This is a genomic window from Nostoc foliaceum FACHB-393, assembly GCF_014698505.1.
In the GTDB taxonomy this organism is placed as follows: Bacteria; Cyanobacteriota; Cyanobacteriia; order Cyanobacteriales; family Nostocaceae; genus Nostoc; species Nostoc foliaceum_A.
Genome location: NZ_JACJTD010000016.1, coordinates 62,405 through 89,395, shown reverse-complemented (window position 1 = coordinate 89,395; position 26,991 = coordinate 62,405). Strand labels below are relative to the sequence as shown.

The 26,991-nt window shown below is 40.7% G+C and carries 18 protein-coding genes and 5 pseudogenes; 11 read left to right on the top strand and 12 right to left on the bottom strand.

Annotated features, from left to right (window positions below; all coding sequences use genetic code 11):
* Positions 1–128: 128 nt before the first annotated feature.
* Positions 129–1,316, bottom strand: a complete 1,188-nt coding sequence (locus tag H6G92_RS15335) for a Nif11-like leader peptide family RiPP precursor (protein ID WP_190894512.1) — start codon at positions 1,314–1,316, stop codon at positions 129–131.
* Between the two features lie 357 nt (positions 1,317–1,673).
* On the bottom strand, positions 1,674–4,751 hold the full coding sequence (locus H6G92_RS39480) for a nuclear transport factor 2 family protein (protein WP_242059148.1): 3,078 nt from the start codon (positions 4,749–4,751) through the stop codon (positions 1,674–1,676).
* 1,547 nt (positions 4,752–6,298) lie between these two features.
* Here H6G92_RS39480 and H6G92_RS15310 point away from each other — a divergent pair.
* From H6G92_RS15310 to H6G92_RS40300, 7 genes and pseudogenes are all read left to right on the top strand, one after another.
* Positions 6,299–6,691 (top strand): carboxymuconolactone decarboxylase family protein, encoded by a 393-nt coding sequence (locus H6G92_RS15310; protein ID WP_190894511.1) that lies wholly within the window; start codon positions 6,299–6,301, stop codon positions 6,689–6,691.
* A gap of 153 nt (positions 6,692–6,844) precedes the next feature.
* Entirely contained in the window at positions 6,845–7,474 is a 630-nt protein-coding gene (locus H6G92_RS15305) for a DJ-1/PfpI family protein (RefSeq protein WP_190894510.1), read from the top strand.
* 29 nt (positions 7,475–7,503) lie between these two features.
* Positions 7,504–7,755: pseudogene (locus tag H6G92_RS15300) on the top strand (DUF1830 domain-containing protein); the annotation flags it as partial.
* A 170-nt stretch (positions 7,756–7,925) separates the two neighbouring features.
* Complete coding sequence (gene glgX, locus H6G92_RS15295; RefSeq protein WP_190894508.1) at positions 7,926–10,043, top strand: glycogen debranching protein GlgX; 2,118 nt, start codon at positions 7,926–7,928, stop codon at positions 10,041–10,043.
* 39 nt (positions 10,044–10,082) lie between these two features.
* Positions 10,083–12,254, top strand: coding sequence for an STAS domain-containing protein (locus H6G92_RS15290; RefSeq protein WP_190894507.1), 2,172 nt, complete (start codon positions 10,083–10,085; stop codon positions 12,252–12,254).
* A gap of 358 nt (positions 12,255–12,612) precedes the next feature.
* Positions 12,613–14,274, top strand: coding sequence for an FAD-dependent oxidoreductase (locus H6G92_RS15285; RefSeq protein ID WP_190894506.1), 1,662 nt, complete (start codon positions 12,613–12,615; stop codon positions 14,272–14,274).
* 20 nt (positions 14,275–14,294) lie between these two features.
* Positions 14,295–15,689, top strand: a complete 1,395-nt coding sequence (locus H6G92_RS40300; protein WP_190894505.1) for an ATP-binding protein — start codon at positions 14,295–14,297, stop codon at positions 15,687–15,689.
* Between the two features lie 353 nt (positions 15,690–16,042).
* On the opposite strand, the gene H6G92_RS15275 is transcribed toward H6G92_RS40300, so the two are convergent.
* Positions 16,043–16,234 carry a hypothetical protein gene (locus H6G92_RS15275; RefSeq protein WP_190894504.1) on the bottom strand — a complete coding sequence of 64 codons (192 nt, stop codon included), beginning with the start codon at positions 16,232–16,234 and terminating at the stop codon, positions 16,043–16,045.
* 373 nt (positions 16,235–16,607) lie between these two features.
* Here H6G92_RS15275 and H6G92_RS15270 point away from each other — a divergent pair.
* A pseudogene (locus tag H6G92_RS15270) lies at positions 16,608–16,940 on the top strand (IS5 family transposase); the annotation flags it as partial.
* Between the two features lie 246 nt (positions 16,941–17,186).
* On the opposite strand, the gene H6G92_RS41130 reads toward H6G92_RS15270, so the two are convergent.
* The 5 genes and pseudogenes from H6G92_RS41130 to H6G92_RS15250 form a co-directional block, all read right to left on the bottom strand.
* Positions 17,187–17,606, bottom strand: coding sequence for a hypothetical protein (locus tag H6G92_RS41130; RefSeq protein WP_390625444.1), 420 nt, complete (start codon positions 17,604–17,606; stop codon positions 17,187–17,189).
* Between the two features lie 52 nt (positions 17,607–17,658).
* The gene (locus tag H6G92_RS41125; protein WP_242059146.1) at positions 17,659–18,309 is read right to left on the bottom strand and encodes an AAA family ATPase; all 651 of its coding nucleotides are present in this window, start codon (positions 18,307–18,309) and stop codon (positions 17,659–17,661) included.
* Positions 18,310–18,399: 90 nt separating this feature from the next.
* A complete protein-coding gene (locus tag H6G92_RS15260) occupies positions 18,400–18,630 on the bottom strand; it encodes a DUF2997 domain-containing protein (protein ID WP_190894503.1) in 231 nt (76 codons plus the stop codon).
* Between the two features lie 140 nt (positions 18,631–18,770).
* Positions 18,771–19,235: pseudogene (locus H6G92_RS41120) on the bottom strand (hypothetical protein); the annotation flags it as partial.
* Positions 19,236–19,475: 240 nt separating this feature from the next.
* Positions 19,476–19,634 carry a hypothetical protein gene (locus H6G92_RS15250; protein ID WP_190894572.1) on the bottom strand — a complete coding sequence of 53 codons (159 nt, stop codon included), beginning with the start codon at positions 19,632–19,634 and terminating at the stop codon, positions 19,476–19,478.
* Between the two features lie 68 nt (positions 19,635–19,702).
* Here H6G92_RS15250 and H6G92_RS15245 point away from each other — a divergent pair.
* Positions 19,703–19,978 (top strand): annotated as a pseudogene (locus H6G92_RS15245) (transposase); the annotation flags it as partial.
* 23 nt (positions 19,979–20,001) lie between these two features.
* On the opposite strand, the pseudogene H6G92_RS39450 reads toward H6G92_RS15245, so the two are convergent.
* Positions 20,002–20,720: pseudogene (locus tag H6G92_RS39450) on the bottom strand (IS701 family transposase); the annotation flags it as partial.
* Between the two features lie 211 nt (positions 20,721–20,931).
* Positions 20,932–22,362: an aromatic ring-hydroxylating dioxygenase subunit alpha gene (locus H6G92_RS15235; RefSeq protein ID WP_190894501.1), complete on the bottom strand. Its 1,431-nt coding sequence runs from the start codon at positions 22,360–22,362 to the stop codon at positions 20,932–20,934.
* A gap of 141 nt (positions 22,363–22,503) precedes the next feature.
* Between H6G92_RS15235 and H6G92_RS15230 the strand changes: the two genes are divergently transcribed.
* Positions 22,504–22,662: a hypothetical protein gene (locus H6G92_RS15230; protein ID WP_190894500.1), complete on the top strand. Its 159-nt coding sequence runs from the start codon at positions 22,504–22,506 to the stop codon at positions 22,660–22,662.
* 166 nt (positions 22,663–22,828) lie between these two features.
* On the opposite strand, the gene H6G92_RS15225 is transcribed toward H6G92_RS15230, so the two are convergent.
* Complete coding sequence (locus H6G92_RS15225; protein WP_190894499.1) at positions 22,829–23,734, bottom strand: YihY/virulence factor BrkB family protein; 906 nt, start codon at positions 23,732–23,734, stop codon at positions 22,829–22,831.
* A 165-nt stretch (positions 23,735–23,899) separates the two neighbouring features.
* Here H6G92_RS15225 and H6G92_RS15220 point away from each other — a divergent pair, with 165 nt between their 5' ends.
* Entirely contained in the window at positions 23,900–24,364 is a 465-nt protein-coding gene (locus tag H6G92_RS15220; protein WP_190894498.1) for a hypothetical protein, read from the top strand.
* 151 nt (positions 24,365–24,515) lie between these two features.
* On the opposite strand, the gene H6G92_RS15215 is transcribed toward H6G92_RS15220, so the two are convergent.
* Positions 24,516–26,990, bottom strand: a complete 2,475-nt coding sequence (locus tag H6G92_RS15215) for a GGDEF domain-containing response regulator (RefSeq protein WP_190894497.1) — start codon at positions 26,988–26,990, stop codon at positions 24,516–24,518.
* Position 26,991 lies beyond the last annotated feature (1 nt).

The following is a 26,991-nucleotide window of genomic DNA, read 5'->3' as shown; positions in this document are numbered from 1 at the left end:
CTTAGAGGCTTGCCCTTGGGCATTGCTGGCTTAAAAATCGAAGTTGTAAACACGATTTTTAACGAGATTTTAAGCATGATTACTTATTGACAAGTTGTTGCTGACCTAAAAATGTCACCCTTTCAGCCTCACAGGGTGTTCCACGGAGACATATCTGCATAAACCCGCCATTCACTCACCTGGTTTCCTCTCAGACGATAGATGTCGCAGCAGGCGATAGTAACATGCTTTTTACTTCCAACTAACTGGTATTGGGCATCCATTTCTATGGTGATGATGCCTGGCTCTTGCCAAACTTTCCGGACTTCATGACCATAAAACACCGCAGTATTGTTAAATACTTGTTTAAAGAAATTTACAACAGCTTGAGGGCCATAAACAGGTTCACCTGAACCTACTTTGTAAAAGATGTCAGGAGTTAAGTAAGTTTTGACCTTTTCCCAATCTTGATTCATAACGGACTGAGCTAATTCACCCACAGCTTTTAACTGTTCTGATGATTGGTCATTAGCTTTATTTTCAGAATCAATTGACCATTTTTGTCCAGCGATTGACCATTTTGGGACAAATCCATTTTTGACCCTTTCTTTTCCTTCGGGATGTTCTGCGAAGTGCTTCCTCATTGTTCCAGGAGGTAATAATTGCTTTCCTTCTTTTGCAGTCAACACAGAAGCAGATTGAGGAACAGGAAGGGTAGGATCAAACACGGGATTCACATCCATAAAAATCCGCAGTTCACTGAACTTATCCCCTTCGACGCGGAAAATGTCTGTGCAAGGAAGAGAAACCAGCGAGCCATCTTTGCGCCAGTAGAGAACATCCATTTCTACAAAGACCAAATCTCCTAGTTCCCATATCACTTTGATCTCGTGATACACCGCCGAGATTTGATTGAAGAAGTTGTCCGCCGATTTTTTAATCGCTTGTTTATCTAAACAAACTTCAAAATTGCCAAATTGATATACTGGGTTATCTGTAAAGAACGTAATAAATCCTTCTGAATCAAAAGCTTCACCTCTAGAAAACAAGCACTTTACTAAGTCTACATTGGTTCCAGAAACTTTTTCTATTGTCGGGGTTTTATCGTTTGAAGCAGATGCTCCTGCCATTAACTCATCCATCATTGATAGAACGACTTCACCAAAAACCACATGTACTGTACCAAGTGATTTGGCTAATTCTTCTTTAGTAATTTCATAGCCATTTTCCGATGCTATTTTGACGAAGCTTTCGGGAGTATTAGCTGAGTGAAGTTTCTGTTGCAAGCTAGGATTTTCAAACGCCGATGCTAATAAACTAATTACTTTCTGTGACATGATCTAACCTCATTTTGTTTCTATATTTTGTGGAATTCATAGCCAATTTTTGAGAAAAATCTCTTTGGTTAAGCTTTCTATGAGCAGATGGTTGATTGAAACCTATACACCGAAGAACTAAAAATATAGGACTCATATTTGATTGTGTGAAAAAACTGCGTACACTCAAACAGCCTTTATTCCTACTCCCCACTTTGCACTCCGCACTCCCGGACTACGCAAATAATTTCACAAATCAAAGCGGATGACTATATATGTAGCGATCGCTGCATTCGCTGTCTAGAAAAATTAACCAAGGAGAACATAATTCATGACCCGAAAAATCTTCGCCTGATAGTGGAAATCAATTTGATGTGACTATTTCAATCCAACACTGGAAGTATATTTATTTCCATTACCATTGGTTGGAGTTGGTTGTTCTTGGGGGCTAGTTTGATAAAATGGCAGAATATCTGCATAAACCCGCCATTCACTCACCTGGTTGCCCCTCAAGCGATAAATATCACAACAGGCGATCGTCAAATGTCTTTTATCCTGGATAGTGATGTATTTGGCATCCATTTCTACAACAACAATGCCTGGTTCTTGCCAGATTTTTCTGACTTCATGATTGATAAATTTGGCGGTATTTGTAAACAAAGAAGACAAGAAATTCACAACAGCTTGCTTTCCGTAAACTGGCTCAGATGAACCAACCTTATAAAAGATATCATCAGTCAGAAAATTCTTAGCTTGTTCCCAATTTTCCTTGAGTACGAACTCAGACAGTTGCACAACAGCTTGTAACTGTTCTGATAAATTTACTTCTTGCTGACCTATGGACCATTTCGGCCCATCTATTGACCATTTAGGAACAAATCCAGCTTCCACCCTTTTTTTACCTTCAGGATGTTCTGCAAAATGCTTCCTCATGATACTTGATCCAGCAAGTTTTTTGCCTTGGCTGATAGTAAATACCGAAGCTGTGGGAGGGACAAAAATTGTTGGGTTAAATACAGGATTTACATCCATAAAAATTCGCAGTTCCGAGAATTTATCGCCCTCTACGCGGAATATATCAGAGCAAGGTAGTGTGACTACAGAACCATCCTTTCGCCAGTAAATCACATCCATTTCCACAAATACCACATCTTCGATTTCCCGAATCATCTTGATATCGTGGTATACAGCAGAGATTTGGCTGAAGAAATTTTCCGCAGATTTCTTAATTGCAGCTTTATCCAAACACACTTCAAAGTTACCGAACTGATAAACTGGTGTGTCAGTAAAGAAAGTAATAAATCCTTCAGCATCAAAGGCTTCGCCTCTTGAGAACAAGCGTTTTACCAAGTCTGTTGTTGTACCTGGAAGTCTTTCTATATTAGCTTGGTTGAAATTGGCGATCGCAGTTTCTGCTTTCCCATTGGAAACAGGGATAGATATTCCATTCGACATATTATATTCCTCCTGTGCTTTATCAAAATGTTCTTTAGCCTTACGGGTGACTTGATTGAATTCAAGCTGTTCTCCATTGGGGCCTTTACAATAAAACAATGCCCAGCCTTCAAATTCACCAAATTCTGTTTCTGCTTCACCCTCTGCTAATAAATCTGGCTCATTCCAAAATTTATTAGAATTGTATTTCAGGGCAATATTTCTTCTTTCTTCTGCGGATTTTACTCGAATTACACGATTAAAAACAACATTAGTTAGCCCTCGTTTTTGACACTCGTCTTCCAACATTTTGGCGAAAACATTCAAGTCGATATCATCTTTCACATGGAAAGAGATATGCATTGCATTCACATTACCAATGTGAGAAGGAATGCTGTTTTTAGAAGAAACTAAAGCATTTGGTGTCGCAGCATCTCGGAAATATATCAGTTCAATACAAGTGTTACCAAAAGAGATAAATTTAATATCCAATGCATCTTTTTCATCTCTGAGGTTGGGAATGTCAAAATTTTCCGGGTCAATTCCTTGAAAAATTGCATCTATCTCTTCTTTTTGAAAAAGAGTGTTTTGCATCCCATCACCCATCAAACCATTTTCTGAAAGAACTAATTTCCCTCCTAACACTTCTAAATAAAATTCGAGGGATTTTTCCATGTCTTGAACCGTAACCCCGACATGTTGCATTCCTTGCAGATAATGACCCAATCCAGACTTAACATTTTGCTTACCATTCATGAGAGAAACTATATTCTCCTGCAATTGATTGGTTGCTCCGATTTTTGTGATTAATTGTGCCACTTTAGAACTCCGCTGACCTGCTAAGGTCATCTGACCGTTGTAGACAAAAGTGTAAACACTCCGTTCTGCAAATGAATTGATTTGTCTAACATATTTTGCCTGTTCTTTGACTGCTATTGCATACTCTTTCGAGGCAAAGAATCTTTCCATTTCCAAAGGATTAGAGAATGCAATTTCAAAAGCCGCCTGATACTGTTGCTTTGGTGGTTCATTATGAACTACTCCTGCTGCATCAGGACGCGAATTATCTACTTCCTCAAATAAATGCAGTCTAAATTTGAGTACCAAATCATTCTTGACGATAGCTGAGGCAAAGCTATCTCTCATATATTTACGGAACTCCTCCACACTCACGTCATCAGATTTTTTCACCATGACGTGGAACTTTAGAATACCCGGTTCTCCGTTAGGGTCTCCTGTGGTAATGGTATCAACATAAGTTTTGGAATTACCAAAGCTAGTGTTATATCCAATTGCTTTGTGAAATAAGTTATGTTCATCATCCATTAACACAGCCGCAGCCTGAAACCATTTCTGCCGGTCTGCTTCTGTCTCAAAGGTTAATTCGGCAATACCATCAAATTGATCTTCTGGCTGGGAGTTGTAGTCTATACCATTACTCACTGCCCACAAATCACCCTGATTATGAGATAAATGAAACTGCCAGTATTGATGTTGGCCTGGTAGTCTAGCGCAGACTGGACCATGAACATTTCTCCAATAGTCATTAAAAAGGTCTAGCTTTATTCCCTTTTTTTTCCATAAAAGAACGTAAAATACTAATTTGCCTTTTTGATCGCGGATTGCATAATCGGCCTTTCTGATTGCTGAGATCATTTGTCCAACTCTACTTTGTTCAATAATTTGATTAAGAGTACCAAAACAACCTGCAACCTTATTGAATCCTGCATAAACGCACATGAATAAAAAAAGTTCTTCAATTTCTGCGGAAGTTGCTCCTTGTTTGAGAGCCATATTCACATGTGCTGAAAAAGGATTTCCTGAACCTATATGGTCTTGATTGGCTACATCAACTGCAAGTGTGATTAAAGCCTTAGTCTTTTGGTTAATTAATGGTAAACCCCATGCTTCTCCTGCTACACGAGTAACAAAATCACCAAACTTGGGATTGATACCTTTTAAACTCTCTTGGAGTTCTTGATCATCCAGAACTGCATTTTCGTACACCTTTTCATATGTCATTTTAGGCTGCAACCATTAACTTCAGTAATTAGTTAGGGGCAAAAATCTCACGAAATTAAGTCAGATATCCGGTTCTGAGATAGCAAACATTTCTTTGTCCATATCTAATTATGAATTACATTCATGTTAGCGATCGCTTAGTGATTATATAGGTCTAGGTATTTATTTTTGCGAAATATACTTAGACTCAAAAGCCTGTTTGAAGAAAGTTTAGCCTCTAATCTTGTTCAAAAATCAGATAGAATTCCTATATCTTATTAAATTTATTTGTCAACACGAAGAAAGTGATAAACGCACATCTGCTAACCAGTTGTTAGTCAGAGTCTGTTCAAATGTTTCAGTACGAAATAATTGTTTACTTTTTTTTAAGATTTGAGTATAGAAGATCGATAAATTAAGGATCAATTTAAGAGTATCACCGGAGAAAGTTTTAACATCCTCCCACAGCTTCAAGGCGTGGGATTCCAAAAATCACTTCTTGGGCTTCCTTTTTGGCATTGTAGGGGCACACAGCTAGCTGTGCGCCCCTACTGCAAATTGCAATAAACGATTTTTATCAAGAAGGCTCAGGGGGAAGGGGAAAAGGTTTTAAGCTAGTAGAATTGTGGCCGCGTTGAGTTTATCCCTTTTCCCTTCGGCTTTATACTTTGGATACGTTTGCCCTACATAAATCATGCGGGTGGACTTGCTGACTTTGTTTTCTACAGTCATAAGTGCCTTAATTTGCTGAAAACAAGTACAGCTATAAGCCAGTGATTATATTTTACGGATAGTGCCTTGAGCAAGAGTATTTTTACAAAATTATCCCTGTAGGTAGTATAAAAGCTTAAGTTTAGTCTTAACTTAAAGATATTAGCTGGCTGATACTTTCTGAAATTGTTAAAAAGAAATAAAGAAACAAGTTTCCTTGATTCATCAGAATCCAGTACAAAGAAGAGTGCTTCTTAAGTACCTATAGGAATCCTATCTGATTTCTCAACAGGATTTGAGATGAAACCCTGATCAAACAGGCTTTTCAGTCTCAGTATTTTTTCAAAAATCAAATTGGAGTCCTATATTATGCTAATTATTAGCTTGTTGCGTCCTAAGGTTGTGTTGCTAATTAAGAGTATGAATCTAGTATCACACAAAGGCGAGACAATGCGTTCCAGAGAATTTAAGAGAGAATATTAGCTGAGACGCCTGCTATTAGTGCATTGTGAATAATGATGAAACAATTTAGGATAATTCGTACTGAATAACCAGAAAAATTATCAGTATAATTCCATTAGTTCAATCGATGGAAATCTAAATTAAGCTATTCATCAAAGTTGTTGGTATTACAGCAATCCTCAATTTTTTGTGAACACTTCTCTGTTGTCTTTTTTCTCTACGAGACGCTGAGGGAACATATACTTTCGATACTTTACGGTTTATCCTGATTTTTTTCGTTCACGATTTATCTGGGACTGCTGTATTACACAAGCATAGCACTGAGTGGATCTTTGCATTCTCAAAAAAATTTTGCAGTACAAGAACAAAATTTGTGTAATAAATGGAGAAAAACTATGAGTCCAACGAATCATACAGCATTGGAGCAAAATGGTAAAGCAACACTATATAAAAATGCTGTTTTAGATGATATAAAACTTCAAGATGCTTTAAATAGTATCAATCCGAAGTTTGGGGATTTTTGTACTCGTGTAGCAGGTGAAGCATGGGGTCTGCCGTTAATCGACCAAAAAACCAAGGCTTTAATCACAATTGCTATTGATGTTGTCAATCAAGATCAAGTCGGGACTGGTAGTCCTTTTGCAGCGCACGTCAAGATGGCTATGCAACAAGGTGCTACACGTGCAGAAATAGAAGAACTTTTTTTGTTCATGTGCGTTTACGCAGGATTTAATAAGGCCGCGGGCTGTTTTGGTACTCTAAACGATATTCTTAATTCCAATCAATAGCACACTGATGTAGTGCCAGACAATAACTTGAGCGCCAAATTACACTTTATTTCAGGTATTGAGTTTTTGATTAGTAAGTAGAAAGTGTACGTTAATTCTAACAGTACAACTTCTATGTTGTAAATATGTACAAATCAAATGAGAGGCAAAATCATGGTAACTACTGGTACGAAAAATCAGGGTAAGATAGGTGTACTCATTGAAGAACACTTTGATGAAATTGAGTTTCGAGCTTTTAATAGTTTTTTCCCATCTCATGGATACGAGATCGAATATATTTCTCATCTTTGGAATCAAGAACAATTGACTTTTAAGGGCGTTGACTTAACAGAAGAAGTCACTGTTACAGTAGAAGTAAACGATATTCAACCTACTGATTATCAAGGCATTATTCTCATTGGTGCATATGCTATGGATCGTCTGCGCTATGAAGAATATCCTCAACAAGGGCAATCCAATCAATCTCCCGCTGTCAAATTTCTCCGCAAAGCTGTAAAGGCTATGGATGCTGGAAAATTAAATATTGGAACTATTTGTCATAGTCTTTGGTTATTTTGTGCTGATCCAGAATTGTTGAAGAATCGGGAAGTAACTTGTGCCCATAACATCATTTGTGATGTCAAAAATGCTGGAGGCATAATTATTTTTGATGGCGATGGAACTACGAATATACATATTAATGGCAATCTGATTACAGCAAAACATCCGAATGTAGTTTTCGAATTCATGGAAGTTTTCTTAAAAGCAATTAATGAGCAGAGATTGCAGCTAGCTACCAAGTAAGCAACTAGGATGAAAAATTCGAGTCTGTCATGTGGGAAAGAAAAGCGCTGCTAATTTCTGACCAGTCTGGTTGGATTGTCTGCAATTACGTTAACGCTACTAGCCAGATTCAGGTACTTCGGATCGCAAATATTCCTAATTGGTACTTTGAGCGAGTTCTTTTCCCAAAACAACGTTTTCGTTTTGAAGCACCTGCCGATGCCGATCTGGAAATTCATACGGGCACTATAGCTAGTGCAATTCTCTCAGATAAGATTCAGTGCGATCGCTTACGCATTAGCTAGAACATCAATTCATTTCTCAAGCCGAAGCTTAGTTACTCCTATTGGTAAAAACTAGGTTTCTATGATTAATGAATTTATGTTTTAGAACATATGCTTGTTCCTCACAAACTGTTGCGGAATTGTTCAGTCAATTATCAATTAATTTTTCAGGTGAGAAGAAAGAGAAAATGATTGCAACAACATTTCAATATCAAGCAGAAACTACAACCAATTACCAACTAGAGTTGGGACGCACATATCCTTTGGGTGCAAAACCCGACAAATATGGAGTCAATTTCTCAATCTTTTCAGAACATGCCACATCTGTGGAACTTTTGTTATTTGAGACACCTGACGACGCAGAACCGATACAAATCATTGAGTTAGACCCAAAGCTGAATAAAACTTTCTTTTTGTGGCATATCTATGTCAGAGGCTTAAAAGCTGGTGCTGCTTATGCTTATCGCATTGATGGACCTAAGGATTTACACGGCAAAGGACATCGCTTTAACAAAAATAAAGTACTGATTGATCCTTACTCAAAAGGAAATAGTACTACGCTGTGGAAGCGCACTGATGCTTTAGGGTCTATAGATAACTTGACTACTTCAATGCGTAGTGTAGTCATAGATATATCAGATTATGACTGGGAAGGCGATCGCCCTTTGAACCGACCCATGAATGAAACCATCATTTATGAACTACATGTTCGCGGGTTTACTAAATCACCTTCCTCTGGCTGCAAGCATCCTGGTACTTTTTCTGGAGTGATCGAAAAAATTCCTTACCTACAAGAATTAGGAATTACAGCTGTTGAATTATTACCAGTATTTGACTTTGATGAAACAGAAGTTTTGCGAGAAGTCAATGGCAAACAACTCAAAGATTACTGGGGATATAACCCACACAGTTTTTTTGCTCCAGAAACTTCATATTGTGCTTCTCCCCATGAGAAAAACCCAATTACAGAGTTTCGGGATATGGTTAAAGCCTTGCATAAGGCAGGAATTGAGGTCATCCTAGATGTAGTCTTTAACCACACTAGTGAAGGAAACCATCAAGGCCCAACTATTAACTTTAAGGGATTTTTCAATAGCATATTCTATCACCTTGTACCATTCGATAAACAATACTACATGGATTACTCAGGGTGTGGGAACACGATTAACTGCAACCATCCCTTAATCCAGAAGTTAATTGTTGATTGTTTAGAGTTTTGGGTGCAAGAGATGCACGTTGATGGCTTCCGGTTTGACGAAGCCTCTATCTTATCCCGCGACCAAAGTGGAGTTCCAATGGTTCATCCGCCAGTAGTTTGGCAAATTGAAACATCCGAAGTCTTGGCGGAGACAAAAATTATTGCTGAAGCTTGGGATGCTGCTGGATTGTATCAGATTGGTTACTTTCCAGGCTATCGTTGGGCAGAATGGAACGGACGCTTCCGAGACGATGTTCGGCGCTTTATCAAAGGAGATCCAGGACTGGTAGGGGCAGTGGCTTGGCGCATGTCTGGAAGTGCTGACCTTTACCAATCAAGCGGACACCTACCAATTAATAGCGTCAACTTTATTACTTGCCACGATGGATTCACTCTCAATGATTTAGTTTCTTACAATCACAAGCACAATGAAGCTAATGGCGAAAACAATCGGGATGGAATTAGTGACAATTTAAGTTGGAATTGTGGTGCTGAAGGAGAGACTGACAACTTACATATTGATGCACTGCGGCGGCGACAAATTAAGAATTTTACAACTATTCTTTTGCTCTCCCAGGGTGTGCCGATGATTACATATGGTGATGAAGTCAGGCGTACTCAAAACGGCAATAACAATGCCTACTGCCAAGATAATGAAATCAGTTGGTTTGATTGGAATCTTGTAGACAAAAATATTGATATATACAGGTTCTACAAACTGTTAATTAGTTTTCGTAAATGCTATTGTCATGAATCCTTGCACCGCCGCCACTTCTTCAATGGTGAAGTTAATGAGCGGGGTTTGGCAGACATCTCTTGGCATGGCTTACATCTGCATAAACCTGCTTGGGGAGATTCTCATGCTAGAGTTCTCGCTTTTACATTAGCAGGCTTTAAAGGAGCAGCAGATATCCACGTCATGTTTAACATGTACTGGGATACTCTGAAATTTGAAATTCCTTCTCTTTCAGATAGAAAATGGTACAAAGTTATCGACACTGCTCAGCCTTCTCCTATGGATATTATGGAACCTGGGCAAGAGATTTTAATTCCAGAGAATTTCTCTTTAGTTCAAGGTCGTAGTAGTGTTGTTTTGATTTCCAAATAGTTTCCTGGTCAACGAAATTAAATTTTTGGAGATAATTCCATGAACCAAGTAAGTTTTCCATTTTCAGATTTAATCGCTGGGTATGTTACTAAATTTAATTCTCAAAAGGGAGCTTTTGGAAGTTTCAATCTGAAAACCACCGATGGCAGAAAATTTGAGGTAGCACTGTCCGCAAACACCTATGCAGAACTAGTGCGGAACTTGGGTGAGCCTTACTACGATTGCACTCTGCAAATGAGAGAAATGTTAGTTGCAGATCGCTACCTTTTTGTATATGGCACTTTTTATCCAGAGGATGGTGAACACAATTTTGAAGGTAAACATATTGTGTTCCTTGGCAAAACCGAAAATGAGTATGCATTTGAAAAGCAAGACTGGTGGGTGAACCAAGTACGAAATCTCGCCAATTTTTACTTAAAAGTGCAGTTTGAAGATGGAGAAATTGACTATGGAAAATATCGCACTAATTTAGGCTTAGTTGGTACAAAAGAAATCAGTACTAGACAAGAAACTGACACGATTTCGCGTCTGGTTTATGGTTTTGCTACAGCCTTTTTGATGACTGGGGATGACCGTTACCTAGAAGCTGCTGAAAAAGGCACTGAATACTTGCGCGACCACTTGCGTTTTCTGGATGAAGGTGAAGGAATTTGCTATTGGTATCACGCAATTGATGTTCAACCAGATGGTAGAGAACAAAAAATATTTTCCTCAGAATTTGGGGATGATTATGATGCCATACCAGCTTATGAACAGATTTATGCACTAGCTGGCCCAACCCAGACTTATCGGGTGACAGGCGATCCCAGTATCTTGAATGACATTGAATTGACTTTAAATCTGTTCAATCGCTATTTTCTAGACAAAACAGACAAAGGAGGATTTTACTCACACATTGATCCGATTACTCTGAGTCCCCACAGTAGTACCTTGGGCCATAACCGGGCGAAAAAGAATTGGAATTCGGTAGGTGACCATGCCCCAGCATACTTAATCAATCTTTGGCTGGCGAGTGGTAAGAAAGAGTATGCTGATTTACTTGAGTATACTTTTGACACAATTGAAAAGCATTTTCCTGACTACGACTCTAGTTCATTTGTGCAAGAGCGTTTTCATGAAGATTGGAGTCATGATACAACATGGGGATGGCAACAGAACCGAGCAGTTGTAGGTCACAACCTCAAAATCTCTTGGAACCTGATGCGGATGCACCACCTCAAACCAAAAGAGAAGTATGTTGCCTTAGCTGAAAAAATTGCAGACATCATGCCTGCTGTTGGCAGTGACCAACAACGTGGAGGGTGGTATGATGTTGTAGAGCGGATATTAGAACCAGGCCAAAAAACACACCGCTTTGTTTGGCACGATCGCAAAGCTTGGTGGCAGCAAGAACAAGCCATACTAGCCTATCTGATCCTGGCTGGTTCACTTAACAAATCTGAGTATCAAAAACTAGCGCGGGAATCAGCAGCTTTCTATAACGCTTGGTTCCTCGATTACGCAGATGGCGGTATCTACTTCAATGTTTTGGCTAATGGAATTCCCTATTTGCTAGGAACTGAAAGGGGCAAGGGTAGTCACTCCATGAGTGGTTACCACTCGTTTGAACTGGCGTATTTAGCTTGTGTGTATACTAATTTATTGGTGACTAAGAAGCCAATGGATTTGTATTTCAAGCCAAAACCAGGAGCTTTTAAAGATAACATCCTCCGGGTTCAGCCAGATATCTTACCACCAGGCAGTGTCCAAATTGGCGAAGTTTGGATTAATGGCCAGCCTTATGCCGATTTTGATGCCGAAAACCTAACAGTCAAACTGCCATCAACTCAGGACGAAATCAAAATTAGAGTTCGACTGCTTCCCACGCAAGTATTTTTCAATGCAACTTTGTTAGAAGTCAGCGGAGGTACTGCCAAACTATCTTTAAGTGGTTTACTTGACGCTAATGCTATTGGACTACTTGAGGAAGAATTGCAAAGAGCAACAGCCCAATCTATCAAACGCCTAGTGTTGCAACTAGAGGATTTGAAATGTATAAGTGCGGCTGGTTTACGATATCTCATTTTCACCAAGCAAAAACTGGGTAGTAAGGTTGATATCTATTTAGTCGGCGCGAATGAGAATGTATTGGGTTTCTTGAGGAAAGGCGCATTCTGTGAAGGTGTCACTGTTGTAGAGCAGTATGAGACTGTTGAATTAGCCACTGTCTAGGTAAGCACAAAACCTTTTTTAGCTTGCCACTAGTGGACTATCGCCAAAGTTTTGATAGGTTTGTAGTAAGAATATAAAGATTGGAATTGAGAATATTTCAGAACTAAAGTTTTTACTACAAACGCATTTTTCCTTAACATTAGTGCGATAGTTCACTAGCTGACACCTTTAATTTGCATATTGTATTCAAAGAAAATTTTTGTGGATTTGGTTTTAGAGCTTGTTTATCCTATGCAACTTAAAAGTTCATGAACTTAAACTCACATAAATAACTGTGAGGAAACTCAATAAACACGAACTATAAAAAACAATTGTGTCGTTTGCTGGATGTTGCTAGAAGCAGCATTTTGAAGAAATTATGGCTAAACCTGTGATAGTGGCATTAGATGATGACTTGGAAGTTTTGCAAGCGATCGAGCTTGACTTACGTAAAGAGTATGGCAATCGCTTCCGGGTGGTACGCTCCAACTCGCCTAAGACGGCTTTAGAGGTACTGCAAAAGTTAAAGTTGCGTAACGAATCAGCAGCGCTGTTTCTTGTAGATCAGCGAATGCCACAAATGAGCGGTGTGGAATTTCTAGAACAGGCAATTGAAATCTTTCCTTTGACCAAACGTGTCTTACTCACAGCATATGCAGACACTAACGCAGCTATCCATGCTATCAACAAGGCCAAGATTGATTATTACCTGTTGAAGCCTTGGAACCCTCCTCAAGAGCGTTTATATCCCATACTTAACGATTTGCTAGAGGTTTGGCAAGCTTCTTTCCGTCCACCTTTTGAAGGTGTGCGCGTTGTTGGTTCTCGTTGGTCGCCTAGATTGCATCAAATCAAAGATTTCTTAGCCCGCAATCATGTTCCTTATCAGTGGCTAAATATTGAGTCAGATGAGGGCGATCGCCTTGTTAGTTGCGCTATTAATTCTGATACTAGATGTCAGGCGTTAGTTATTTTCCCTGACGGTTCACATCTTGTAGAGCCGACAAATATGGAAATTGCCGAAAAAGTAGGGCTAAAAACACGCCCCAAGATGCCGTTTTATGACTTAACCATTGTGGGTGCTGGGCCTGCTGGTTTGGCAGCAGCTGTTTATGGGGCCTCTGAAGGACTTCGCACTGTGTTGATTGAACGAGAGGCACCAGGAGGACAAGCAGGTACTAGTTCTCGGATCGAAAATTATCTTGGTTTTCCGGGTGGTGTGCATGGGGGAGATTTAGCTAAACGTGCTGTCACACAAGCTCAAAAGTTTGGAACAGAAATTCTTTCACCGCAAGAAGTGACTAATGTTCGTGTGAATGGTCAATATCGATTGATCACGCTAGCAGATGGTTCCGAACTTAGCACCCACACCTTGATTATTGCAACAGGGGTATCTTATCGCAAGTTCAACATCCCTGGAAGTGAAAAACTCACAGGTGCTGGTATCTACTATGGCGCTGCTATGACCGAAGCACTGACTTGCAAAGGCGAAGATGTGTTTATTGTGGGTGCGGGTAACTCGGCTGGACAAGCAGCTGTTTATCTTTCTAAGTACGCAGGCTCCGTTAACCTGATAGTTCGGGGCGACTCACTGAAAAAAAGTATGTCTCAATATTTGATTGCTCAGATTGAAGAGATTGATAATATCAACGTCAAGCTATTGACTGAGGTGAAAGAATTTATCGGAGAAGATAAGTTGGAGGCGATAACCATTTTTAATTCAGTAACAGGTGAAATTGAAACTATTCCCACCAATGCTTTGTTTAGCTTTATTGGTGCCAAGCCGCGTACCGATTGGTTACAACATATTGTAGAGCGTGATGAACATGGCTTTATTCTTACCGGAACTCACACAATCCGCAATGGAATGTCACCGAAAGGATGGACAATAGAGCGCGATCCTTTCTTTTTGGAGACTAACGTGCCTGGTATTTTTGCCATCGGCGACGTGCGTTGTAACTCAGTTAAACGAGTCGCTTCCGCAGTGGGTGAGGGAGCGATCGCTGTTCAATTAATTCACCAATATTTAGCATCTGTGTAGCGATATTTCGGGTAATGACCATGTTTGAGACATTGCGTAAGATATCGGTTTTTGAACACTTGAATGAAAACGAACTCAAGTGTTTTCTCAATGGTACGGAATTATGGCTCGATTCAGGACATATGCTGTTTCACCAAGGAGATCCTGTAGAGTATTTCTATATAGTATTTGAAGGAGCAATCCAGCTTTCACGAGAGATTGTTAACCAAAAAATCCTATTAGCTACATACGGTAGTAGTTCATTCTTTGGTGAAGTTCCTCTACTTGCAGGTACACCTCACCTTGCAAGCGGTGAAGTAGTGCGTAGAAGTCATATGTATTGTCTGCACGAGAATGATTTTTGGCAAATGATTACTATTTGCCCAAATATTAGAAAAATTGTTCTCGGCCATATGGCTTCTCGAATGCAAGAGTTACAGTTGTTATCTCAGCAACACGAAAAGCTCGTTGCTTTAGGTACTTTGTCTGCTGGTCTTGCCCATGAACTAAATAATCCAGTATCCGCAGCACATAGAGCTGCAAGTCAATTGCAAGACACAGTTAAGTCATTGGATGATGTTACTTTCAAAATGATTGGGCAAAATCTCACAGAAAGTCAACTCAAACATCTCTTAAGCTTTAGGCAAGATGCTATTGAACACATTGCACACACTGATACACAAAATTCTTCCGACACACTGTTTCAGATTGATCAAGAAGATGAATTAACGCAATGGTTGGAGTTACATAATGTGACTGACGGGTGGAAACTTGTTCCTACCCTCGTTGCTGCGGGAGTCAACGATCAGAAGTTAGAAGCCATTAGTGAGCATTTAACAACTAAGACCTTTACTGATGTGCTAGTTTGGCTGGAAGCAACGCTGTCAATAATCGGGCAGTTGAAGGTACTGGAACAGGGTACTACTCGTGTCTCCGAAATAGTCAAGGCGATTAAAGACTACTCGTACATGGATCGGGCTTCACTATTGAAGATAGATGTACATGAGGGTCTGGAAAATACTTTGACAATTCTGCACTATAAATTGCGGAAGCACAATATTGTGGTGACACGCGAGTATGACAAAAATCTACCATCAATTCAAGCTCATGGCAGTGCATTGAATCAAGTGTGGACTAATCTGATTGATAATGCAATCGATGCCTTAGGTGAACAAGGCGACATTTTAATACGTACTTGCAAAGACAAAGACTATATTGTTGTCGAGATTATAGATAACGGGCCAGGAATTCCCCTTGCAATTCAATCTCGAATTTTTGAGCCATTTTTTACAACCAAGGAGGTTGGTGCTGGTACTGGGTTAGGTTTGGAAATTTCATATCGAATTGTAGTGACTCAGCATTACGGAGAAATTCGCTGTTTTTCTGAACCTGGCCAGACACGCTTTCAGATTCGTTTGCCTATCATTCATTCGTAAAGTACTGACCGAATAATTACTAAGTAAGTCTGGGAGGAAATTTATAAGTATGTAACAAAAAATTAAGCAGAAGAATTAGAGTTAAATCTTATACGTTGCGTACTGTAGTTTCCTTTTTCTCCTCTTGTTTGAATTCCATCGATGACAGCATAAGCAAGGTCTAATTCATCCTCAAAAGTTTTCGAGGCTAGTACAGCACGGCGTAGATAAACCGAGTATTAAACAGCCAAAACTTTACCCTTATATGTCCACTTTAAAGGTTTAGCCATTGTTTGATTAAAGTAGTCAATAAAAGCAAGAATTCTAGTTTTGAGATCATCCTGACTCTTGAAACTGGCTCTTCTGACATAAATTCAACTTTCCTTAATTGTTACCCAGTCAGTTAAAACAGCCATACAGCAAGCGGTTAAGGTTGCTCTTCTTAAGGTTTTACTTTCATGTTTAGCGATGTAACCGCCCTCTAATTCGTTCTGCTCAAAAGAAACTCCAATTACGTCAAAAAGCTTGTTAGCAACATCAAGAGAAATAGATTTCGACCAAGACATATTTACTCCAATGAATCCAAGAGTTCAGCTAAACAATTAAAACCAATCTTCAACTACTTCGACTTATTCCCCTTTTTGAACCAACAATTTCCCAGACACCCCAGCCGTAAAACCCAACCCAATCGCTGCCAAAGTCACATTAGGCTTGAAAAACAACGTCGCAATTCCAATAACTGCGCCCCAAAGACAGCCATAGCAGCAAAGGATAATCAACTGATTTTTTGGTTTAGCACTTTCGTCTGATATGGATTGATAGTCTATGGCATAATCTTCGAGTTCAGAGGCTATTTATAAAGTAAATCTAAAGGCGAGTAGGAGAGGATGCTCTTAAGGATTAAAATACCTCATATACAGTGTATTTACATAGTTGTTCATGGCTCGAAAGTCTTACCCCACAGACTTAACTGATATAGAGTGGGAAATCCTGGCTCCCTTGATTCCACCAGCAAAAACTGGAGGACATCCACGCACAACAGATATGCGTGAAATATGCAATGCGATCTATTATCATTTGAAAACTGGATGCCAATGGAATATGCTTCCAGGCGATTTTCCACCAAGTTCAACGGTATACAGCTACTACCGTAAATGGCAGTGTAAGGGGGTCTGGGAAAAATTAAACCATACACTGCGCGGTCAAGTTCGCGCAAAACTAGGTAAATCAACACAACCAAGCGCGCTCGCCGCAGACAGTCAGTCGGTAAGGATTACAAACGTCTGACTGAAATGAGCGAAGCTGCTATATATGCCGTTATGACTCGTATTATGTTACGCCGTCTAGCCGTCTAAATATTTACTTTATAAATGGTCTTTAAGTAACTAAGTCTGTTGTCGTGTTTGTTCGTCTTATTAACTATTAAAAGGCTGTTATCAATTAGCAAAAGAAAGAGCGATGGCGTACCTGCCCTTTCCGGTGGCGATCGCCCCATAGAATCAAGAGACAATCGCTTTCTCATAAGTTCATGTTGCGAAACTTAGCAGCACGCAAAGATTGAGTTTTCGCTGCAACTACAGGACTACTAGCGCGTCGTGCGGTGGATGCCCAAGCCTGCATACGCTCAACTGCCGCAGCATCCTGAATGGCAAGCGGGGTAATGGTTTGACGGCAAGCTTCGAGGTCAGCAAGCGTTAAGAGCTGCGGTCTACCCTCATCGAATGCCAGCAGAGCAGTTTCCGAAGCAAGGGTTTCCAGTTCTGCGCCGGAGAATTTCGCGGTATTAGCTGCGATCGCCTCCAAATACTCCGATTCGAGGTGAATGCCAAAACGTTGTAGATGAATCCCCAGAATCTGTACACGCTCTGGCTCTGTGGGCAGATCAACAAAGAAATTTTCGTCAAATCTTCCCTTCCTCTTTAGCTCATACCATTTCACGAAAAACCTGATACAGATGTAACCCCTGAAAACTTTGCTGCATCTAAGTTTTTTAATTGCGAATTGCGAATTGCGAATTGGTATCACTTGGCAGTGCAGAGGGGTCATTGCAAGTAGCCACGACAAACACACCACACCGAGATTCCGACATAAACGTGAGAATATTGCCCAGAATCCTCTGTGAGACTCCACTAGTGTCACCAGTCCCCGAAAGCGCTTTTTCTATCTCGTCCACCCATAAAACGCAGGGTGCGATCGCTTCGGCAGTTTTCAAAGCACGTCTGACATTCCCCTCAGACTCACCGACCAGACTGCCCAAGAGGGATGCAATGTCTAGCTGAAGCAATGGTAGATTAAGGATATTAGCAATGTTTTTAGCCAGTAATGTTTTACCTGTACCGGGCGGCCCTGCAAGCAACACACCTTTCGGTTGAGGCAGGTGCAGCTCACGCGCTTCTTGCGTGAATAGCCGCCGCCGCCGAGTCAACCACTCTCGCAGTAAATCCAATCCCCCATCTGCTGCAATTAAACATTGCTCCAAGGTTGATACTCCCAGATTCCAGAAGAACACTGGACTTGAGAGCTTGCTCGATGCCTCTGTAGTCAGCCACTGAATAATCGTCGCTTCATCGGGCGACAGGACATCAACCGCAGCAATGGGAATTTGTGAATCAAGCGTGGAGAGAAGATTTGAGAGTTTCATGTCAATTATTCAAATATTTCACTTATGAAATGGCGAAGCCTTTATGATCAGCAGTTACCAGCCGAGTTAAGACTGGTAACTGATGACTGATTACTGGTGCAAACGTGTTTGATTACTGTTCGTAGTCCGAAACTGTTGGGTTTGGGCTTCATCCTTGTAAGTGCGTAGTTTACCGCCGTAGGCATCGCTCTCACCCACAACTCCAAGTGCTTCTTCAAATGGTTGCGTAGCTGATAAACAACTCAAACCCTCGAATCCCTCAGCCTCCACTTGAACTTCACCTGTAGCATTGTCGAAATGAATCGGTATTGAACGTTCCATATTTATCACCGTGCAAATTGTTTAACTTCTTGATGTCCGGCAAAGGTTAGGCGTAGGGTTTGCACACTTGCGTTAGTTGATTCAGCGATCGCACATTCACCAAACCTTTCTTGTAACTCGGCAGCTTTAGCACGAACCAACAGATGGCGTTCCATCTTCTTTTTAAACTGTACGGGCTTGCGTCCTGGCTCCCAATCAGCCAACTCTTCAAGCAACTGGACAGCGAGTTGTTCACCACCAGCTAAAGCAGATTCCCTTAATCGTTGCTCTAGATTTTGGTCATACTGTTGGATGAACTTGGTAATCTGATCAAGACATTCGGCTTGCTGCTGGTTCAGTTGTTCAGAGAGGGCAGGAATAATTACCGGACGACCAATAACGACTTGCAAATAGTCTTCGAGATCGGTCAGAGTCGGAAATGCTCTTAGCAAGTTGGCTTTGACTGATTCTTGCTTGTCGTGGGGTAATTCCCAAGCATTTAGCGAGAGGAATTTGTCAATCCGTTCTTGGTAATCAACAAACCCTGACTCGTAATCAACTTTTAGCTGATTGCGTAAACCAGGGGCAATGTTGTCTCTAATATTGATTAACTGATTCCAAACGAGTGTCTACCCAAAGCAGAACAATATGGCTTGCTGATGTTGATTTAGTCAATGTTAGTGTATGACCAGTTACCACTAAAGAGCAGTACCAAGTTAACTAGCAATTTGGGTTATTAATCTAAAGTTACTGCTTTTATTAGCTACTCTTAATTACTTATCTGGGCATCAAAAAAAAATAAAAAACTTTAAGTAGTGCAAGTCTAAAACTTGATAAAGAATTTTAGATTGTATTTGAGATATGTTTTAGACAGTTAGGAAATAGCTGGCACTAAGGGTGAGGTTGCTAGAACCTTGAATGATCGCAATTAGTTCAGGACTAGTTTCATTCAGGAATAAGGCTGTACCTGTAGCCAAACCAGTTGGCGCTGCTGCCAAGCTATAGGTGGAGTTGGAGCCAGACAATTGCAGCGTATCTTCTGATTATGTACAGCCCTGAAAAAGATGCACTCTCTTCAATTGATAGAGCAAAATTTCAAGAATTACATTCAATCCATTGGGGGATTGAGTGCTACCACAGAGCTATCAAGCAAGTCTGTGGCATTGACCGATTTATGGTAAGAACAACCGAAGCAATTAAAACTCACTTTTTTAGTTCAATCCGGGCTTTTACCCAATTGGAATTGATGCGTTCTGAAGAGTTAATTGAAAACTGGTATGAACTCCAAAGAAATTTATCTCTTCAGGTCGCTCGTGACTTCATCCTAGAACACCTTAAACAAAAGGTGGGCTTGAATTCACATAGCTAGTTTTCTGTCAATGCGTAAGTTCTAATAATGTAATATCTGGAAGTTTCGTTTTTGAAACTTTTGCGGAATACCTTCACCCAACCAAAATTTTTCAGATACACTATTAAACCAGATTCGGGAATTTCTAGATTTTGGACTTGGGTATAATTCTTGCCATCAACTGCACATGAGCGATTTTTAGCTACACCAGTTAAAAACCCTAATTGCTTGTTTTTCAGTAACTTCAGGTTTTCTTGGCTGGATTTACCTTGCGTCAGTTGTCATTGTTTTAGGCTCTAAACCCCAATCCATTACCTCAGTAATCATTTCTCGTAAATAATCATTTTTAGTCTTGTTATCTTGTTTGTTATAAATGCGATAATTTACAGGTACAGATTTACCTGATAAATCGGTGTAATACAAGGTAATTAACTGAACTCCCTTAACGGCACGATGATGTCTACCTGACTAGTAATAACCGATTAATTCTGCTATTTTCGGGTCACTATGAGGCTTATCAATTACCGTATCATCTCCGCTTAAAGTACCTCCAACTAGATTGATATTGAGCTTGATTTCTTCAAATAAGTATGCAGGGTTCGTACCGTTCACGTAGCAAAAATCTATTGACGCTATCATGAGATAAATTTTCCATTATCTTTGCCAGACGTGTGCAACCTGGATACTTTGATTCTGCCAGTAGAAACAGAGTATAAGTGTTCAAGTCACATTTAGCGGTTGATGGTTTAGTAATTGCTCTGATTGTCCGAACCCTAAACACGGCCAAGTAAATTATCTGTTTTTAACGCCTCTGGTAACTAGCGATCGCTGTTTTTTTCTGTATTTTCCTTATGTACTTTTTGTCTTGCTTGTCAATGCGTAAGTTCTACGTTACCCCAAACATTAAAGTTGACTTCAACCATTTGAAAAATTCGGTAGTGGAAAAATTCTATTACTTGAGGCAAAAATATGTCTTACCCTGGCAGATTTCTAGGTGGGATTTCCCCTCCTAGATAAAACTGTTGCTCTAACTTGCCCAAACCAAGCCAGATCAAAAGGCCAATTATCATAACTAGGCTTGAAACAACAATAGTGATAATAGAAATCTGATTCTGAATCAACATCAATAAAGGAAGCAACCCCCAAATTAAAGCTACCAACACCGCTATTCCTACTCTCAAGCGCTGCACCCGAGTTAAAGCAGTTCTACAACTGGCGCATTTCTTTGTATGGGAATGATACCTATCGAGTAACATTTCTTTTGATAACGGTGGTGGTAGACACTCTACTTCTTTAAACGGTTCAGCCTTGTATTGGTTTACCCAAGAACGTAACCCAGATACGAAAAGGTCTGCTTTGGTTGGTAAATAATACGCTTTAGTAAAGTTGGTGCTACCACCAAGCTTTTCCAGATAGCGTTCTTGATAATGTAAAAAAATCTGATCGTCTTCAAGGACACGATTTTGACCAATATGAGCATACCAGCGCGGAGTCAGCTTCAGAAATAGCCCTGGTAAAATAGAAGAGAACTTGAAGGGAAAACGGGCAAATAAGCGGCATTCTCCCTTGCGAATCGGAGTTGCGTAGACCACTGTTAGTGTCCTGCCATACTGCTTGGAGGTGAGGTCGTGCCACATCAATCCCGGAGCAATAAATGTAGTATCCTGTCGCCCTAAAGTTCCTTTGCGCGGACCTTCTGCCCAAGTCCCTTTAAACCCCCATTTCCCCGATTCTATAATCTCTAAATCTATTGGAGACACGTTAGCCCGATTCCCAACAGTACGGTGATGAGTGTAAGGAATATGGCTGGCGTCAAGAACGTTTTCCATTAATGTCAGGGCATCGTAGGGTACATCTCTAAAGGTGTTAAGGCAAATCCACCCATCTGGGTCAAGTTCTAGTGGTTCAACAATAGGAACTTTAGTTTTAGCTGCATTCTCTGCTCGACCAGGATAGACGAACAACATTCCTTGACGAACTGCGGTGGCTAGTGTTGCTACACAAGCCCGTTGAGAAACTTCTGCTTTTGTTCGTTGTGTTTGCTGCGGTATAAACTCACACTTACCTGTTCCCGAAAAAGCCCAACCATGATAAGGACATTCTAGCCATCCCTGATGATTAATTCTGCCTTCGGAAAGAGGCGCTAAACGGTGTGGGCATTGATCTATAAATGCTCGCCATGTCTGTTCATTTTTATCCCACCACAGAACAATATCCTGCTCTAGCAAGGTGAAGCGAGTTGGCTGAGATTTGTTTAAGTCTTCAATGTAACAAACAGGATACCAAACTTCCTGCCAATCGAATCTATCTGGATCTAGTCCACCAGCAGAGTCCTCTTGTACTACTCTGGTTTGGGATGTTACTTGTTGTTGAGAACCCTCTTGAGGTAAAACACTATTGGGCATGGTAACAATTGAAAAATCTGTTATTTTCTAGACAAAAAAATGTAAGTATTTTCTAATCCTATTGGTGGAAATCAATTGAGAAATCAGTCTTTAGTCTCAAGTGGCCTCAGCTGAAACATATAATTTTTGACATTAAAAACTTTGAAGCGCGGTCGACCACGTAAGCGAATCAAGGTACTGGTTGCCGACAAAGGTTACGACTCAAAGCAAAAACGTGCTGACCTACGCTTTCCGAGTATTCGTCCTCAAATCCCAAAACTAGTCTGGAAAACTAAGAAAAACACTCGGTTGACCCATTAAAATCTCCGTTCCGAGATTTCAGCAGGAGCAGTGTTTTGCTTGGTATCAACGCAAATACCGTCGTCTCGTTGTTAGATGGGAACGTCAAAAGGTTTATTTTGACGCATTCATTGACCTCGCTACCATTCACATCTGGATTAACAAAATATTATTAGTGGGATAGGTTCTAATTAATATATTTTTCGTTAGATTGTGACTGTGCTTTTGAGCGCATATCTTCGCCCACAGTTACGTTCAACTGGTCACCAATTAATAAAACAGCGGCGCTCATCGACAGCCAGAGCATTAAAACTATCACAGCCCCTACAGCACCATAGACTTTATTATAATTACCAAAATTCGCCACATAAAGCCGAAATAGAGCAGACAACATTGCCCAGAAAACAGCTGCTAAAATTGCTCCAGGCATCATTGGCGTGCCTGGGTTCCACTGGCTTGGGCCATAGCGATAGACAAAGCTAAAGGCGACAGCAACAATACTTAAAGCTAAAGGCCAGCGTAACAGCTGCCAAAGATGCAACAAGAAAATCAAAGAACCATTTCCGCGTACTACCATTCCCAACAGTAGGTCACTGGTAAACACTAAGAAAGAAGCTAGCACTAAAAGCAGCATAGTACCGACTGTTAATCCCAGAGAGACGAGCTTGGCTTTCCAAAAGGGACGAATCTTTTCTGAAGGAATTTGATGGATTTGGTCAAAGGCGGTCATCGCGGTACTCACCGCCCCAGAAGCAGTCCAAATTGCCAATACAAAGCTTAGAGAAAATAAACCACTATTTCTAGAATTGGTAATTTCTGTGGTGGCAAAATCACGAATCAGAATCAGGGCTTCTTCAGGTAGGACTTGACTGAGTTGAATCGCCAATTGTTTAAAGGTGGCTTGCAAAGATTCTGCCAATAAACCAATGGCTGTGAGGACAGCAAGAATTGCTGGAAACAACGATAGCATGGCGTTGAAGGCGATTTCTGAGGCCAGTCCCATCAGTCGTCTTTCGATTGTCCTGGCAAAAGTTTTTTTGAGTGTGCGCCAATTGAGGTGGCGAAAGAAGCGAAAAAAACGAGGCTTTGGCATGATTTAGAGTTAAAACTGGTTGACTTTATTAACTACTTTGCCAAATTTTGCGTAGCGATCGCATTTATCTTTTTACCGCAACAACACCGAGTGGGGAGTCTAATGACTCTTGACTAATGACTAATGACTAATGAACATTGACTAATAACTAATGACTATTTATTTATGAATCAAGATTTAACACAACAGTGGTTGACAGAGATCCAGGTACTCAAAGAGCAGATGGCGGGACTTCAGGGCGATCGCGATGCGGCTTGGGAAAGTGCCCAAAAATGGCGTCAGCTTTATAACACAGAAGCAGAACAACGGCGTACAGATGCCCAACTGTCCCAACAGGCGATCGCATCGCTCAAGGCAGACCTACATAAACTCCAGGGTCATGAGGTCGACACATTGGCTGCTGGGACACCAGTAATTGCGATCCAACAAGAAATAGAACAACTACAATCTGTGGAGGACTTGCAAGCTAAACTCATCGCCGTAATCAAAGAACGCGATCGCCTCTTGCAAGCTTTGAAAACTGAGCAGGATAACCATGCCCAAACCCGCAATAGCCTGACTACTGCCTTGGGTGATGCAATTGATAGCTTGACACGGGAACGAGCCGGAGGAGAAAAAAAGAGTCAATGACGCGCCTGAACTTCAGTGTTTTTGAATTGTTACAGCATTTAGGTATTTAGACCACAACTGAGATGGGAAAAAGAAGAGACGCGATAACTCGCCGTCTTTGTGATTTTCATCAAATAAACCTTAACCGAACAGCAGAGTGGTATAGGTAACGCTATCCTTGTCTTGGCTGAATGCCAGATGCAATTAATGTCTCTATCGAATTGCTATCAAGGGGTTGGGAGAAAAAATATCCCTGTGCGTATTTGCATTTCATCGCTCTAAGTTGTGTCAGTTGCTCTACAGTTTCTAGGCCCTCTCCTATTACATCTATATTTAGACTATGTGCTAGGGTGATGATCGCTTGAACAATTTCCAGGTTTTCTCCATCAGCACTAATCTTAGTAATAAACGAACGATCAATCTTCAAGGCATTACTTGGAAAGCGGTGCAGGTAACTCAAGGATGAATAACCTATGCCAAAATCATCTAAATGTAATTGAATATTCATCTGTTGCAGTTGCAAGAGCATAAAAGCTGCTGATTGAATATTTTCCATAAGTACGCTTTCGGTAATTTCCAGCTTTAAACTGCCGCCTTCCAGACCAGTCTCTTGGATAATTTGGTTAATTTGCTCAATCAGTCCGGGTTGTGAAAACTGTTTAGTGGAAAGATTGACACTGATTGTCAAGGGTGGGTCAGTAGGAAATTGTATTTGCCAAGCCCGCATCTGCCGACAAGCCTCACCCAGTACCCAATAACCAATAGGGATAATCAGCCCAGTTTCTTCCGCCAATGGAATAAAGTTGTCTGGAGGAACTAATCCATGTTGCGGGTGTTGCCAGCGAACGAGAGCCTCGAAGCCAATAATCTTGCAAGTTTCTAACAAAACAATTGGCTGGTAGTAAACCTGAAACTCCTGGCGTTCAACTGCCCGTCGTAGATCCATCTCTAACTCTAATAGTTTTGTTACTTGGCTGTACATGGTTGAGTCAAATATCTCATGGCGTGCCTTACCCAATGCCTTAGCGCGATACATTGCAATGTCAGCATCGCGCAGGAGTTCCTCTGGATGGTTATAACTACCCTTGCTCAGGGTGATGCCAATGCTGACGGTGGTAAATACTTCGTACCCGCTGAGTTGGAACGCAGATGTCAGAGCTTCGTGTATCCGCTCCACTACACCTGTTACGTCATTGATGTTGTTGAGATCATCAAGCAGAATTGTAAACTCATCTCCCCCTAAACGGGCAACTGTGTCTCCAGAGCGCAGGCAATTCTCCAATCTGCGAGCCAGGGCAGTTAGTAGTTGATCGCCAATCATATGGCCGAGACTGTCGTTGACAACTTTGAAGCGATCTAGGTCTAGAAAGAGAACAGCGAATGTATAGTCTGTACGTCGTTTTGCCAGCATGAGCGCACGCTCTAGCCGTTCAAGAAATAAGGCGCGGTTTGGCAGACCGGTTAATATATCGTGAAAGGCATCATAAATTAATTGCGCCTCTGCAAGTTTTAGAGCAGTAATGTTGCGAGCGATACTCAAGACAAAATATACTGAACCATCGTTAGCCAATTCAGGCACAAGCCGGGTATGGTAATGTCTTGTTTGGGAAGCGATCGCTAGACTGCATTCAAACTCGGTTTCTTGCTTAGTTTGGAAAACTTGCTGGAGCTTGCGATCGCATATCCGGCAAAATTCTTCCGGCAGATTTAACTCTGCGTTTGTTTTGCCGATAAATGTTTCGGCTGATATCCCTGTAACCTTTTCAATAGCTGGATTAACGTAAACATAGCGCAATTGAGGGTTAAATCTGGAAATAATATCGGGTGCATTTTCAACTAGTGCTTTGAATTCTTGCTGGCGACGCGCTAGTGCCTCCAATATCTGCTTACGCTCGGTGATATCTTGAAAGACCAAAACTGCACCCGTGATGTTACCGTTGTCATCTTTAATAGGTGCAATACTATCATCAATTGGTATTTCTGCACCGTTTCTAGCAATAAGTATTGTCTGTTCTGGTAGACCGACAGTAACGCCAGACTGAAGGACTTGCGTTATCGGACTTTCAATTATTACACGAGTTTTTTCATGAGCAATATTGAATACTTCTGTTGCTTCTTTACCAAACGCATCTGAATAATTCCAACCCGTCATTACCTCCGCAATCGGATTCATAAAAGTCACAGATCCAGATGCGTCGCTAGTAATCACAGCATCTCCAATACTTTTCAGTACAGTAGTCAGCCATTGTTCATTCTGCTTTAATTTTTTTTCCGTTCGATGTTTGGAAAGGGTAATTTCAATAGTGAATTTTAATTCCTTTTCTTTGAAAGGCTTGAGAATGTAGCCAAATGGCTCTGTTTCCTTTGCTCGATCCAATGTTGATTCATCTGCATTAGCAGTAAGATATATTATTGGAACATTAAAAATATTATGAATTATCTGAGCGGCCTCCACACCGTCCATCTTTCCTTTGAGATGAATATCCATTAAAACTAAATCTAGAGAATTATCTGCTGCTTTCTTAATTGCTTCTTCTCCAGAATCGGCAAGCCCCAAAACAGTATATCCAAATTTTTTTAGTCGGCTTTGTATATCCATTGCCACAATCATTTCATCTTCAACAACTAATATATTTACTCGATTCATG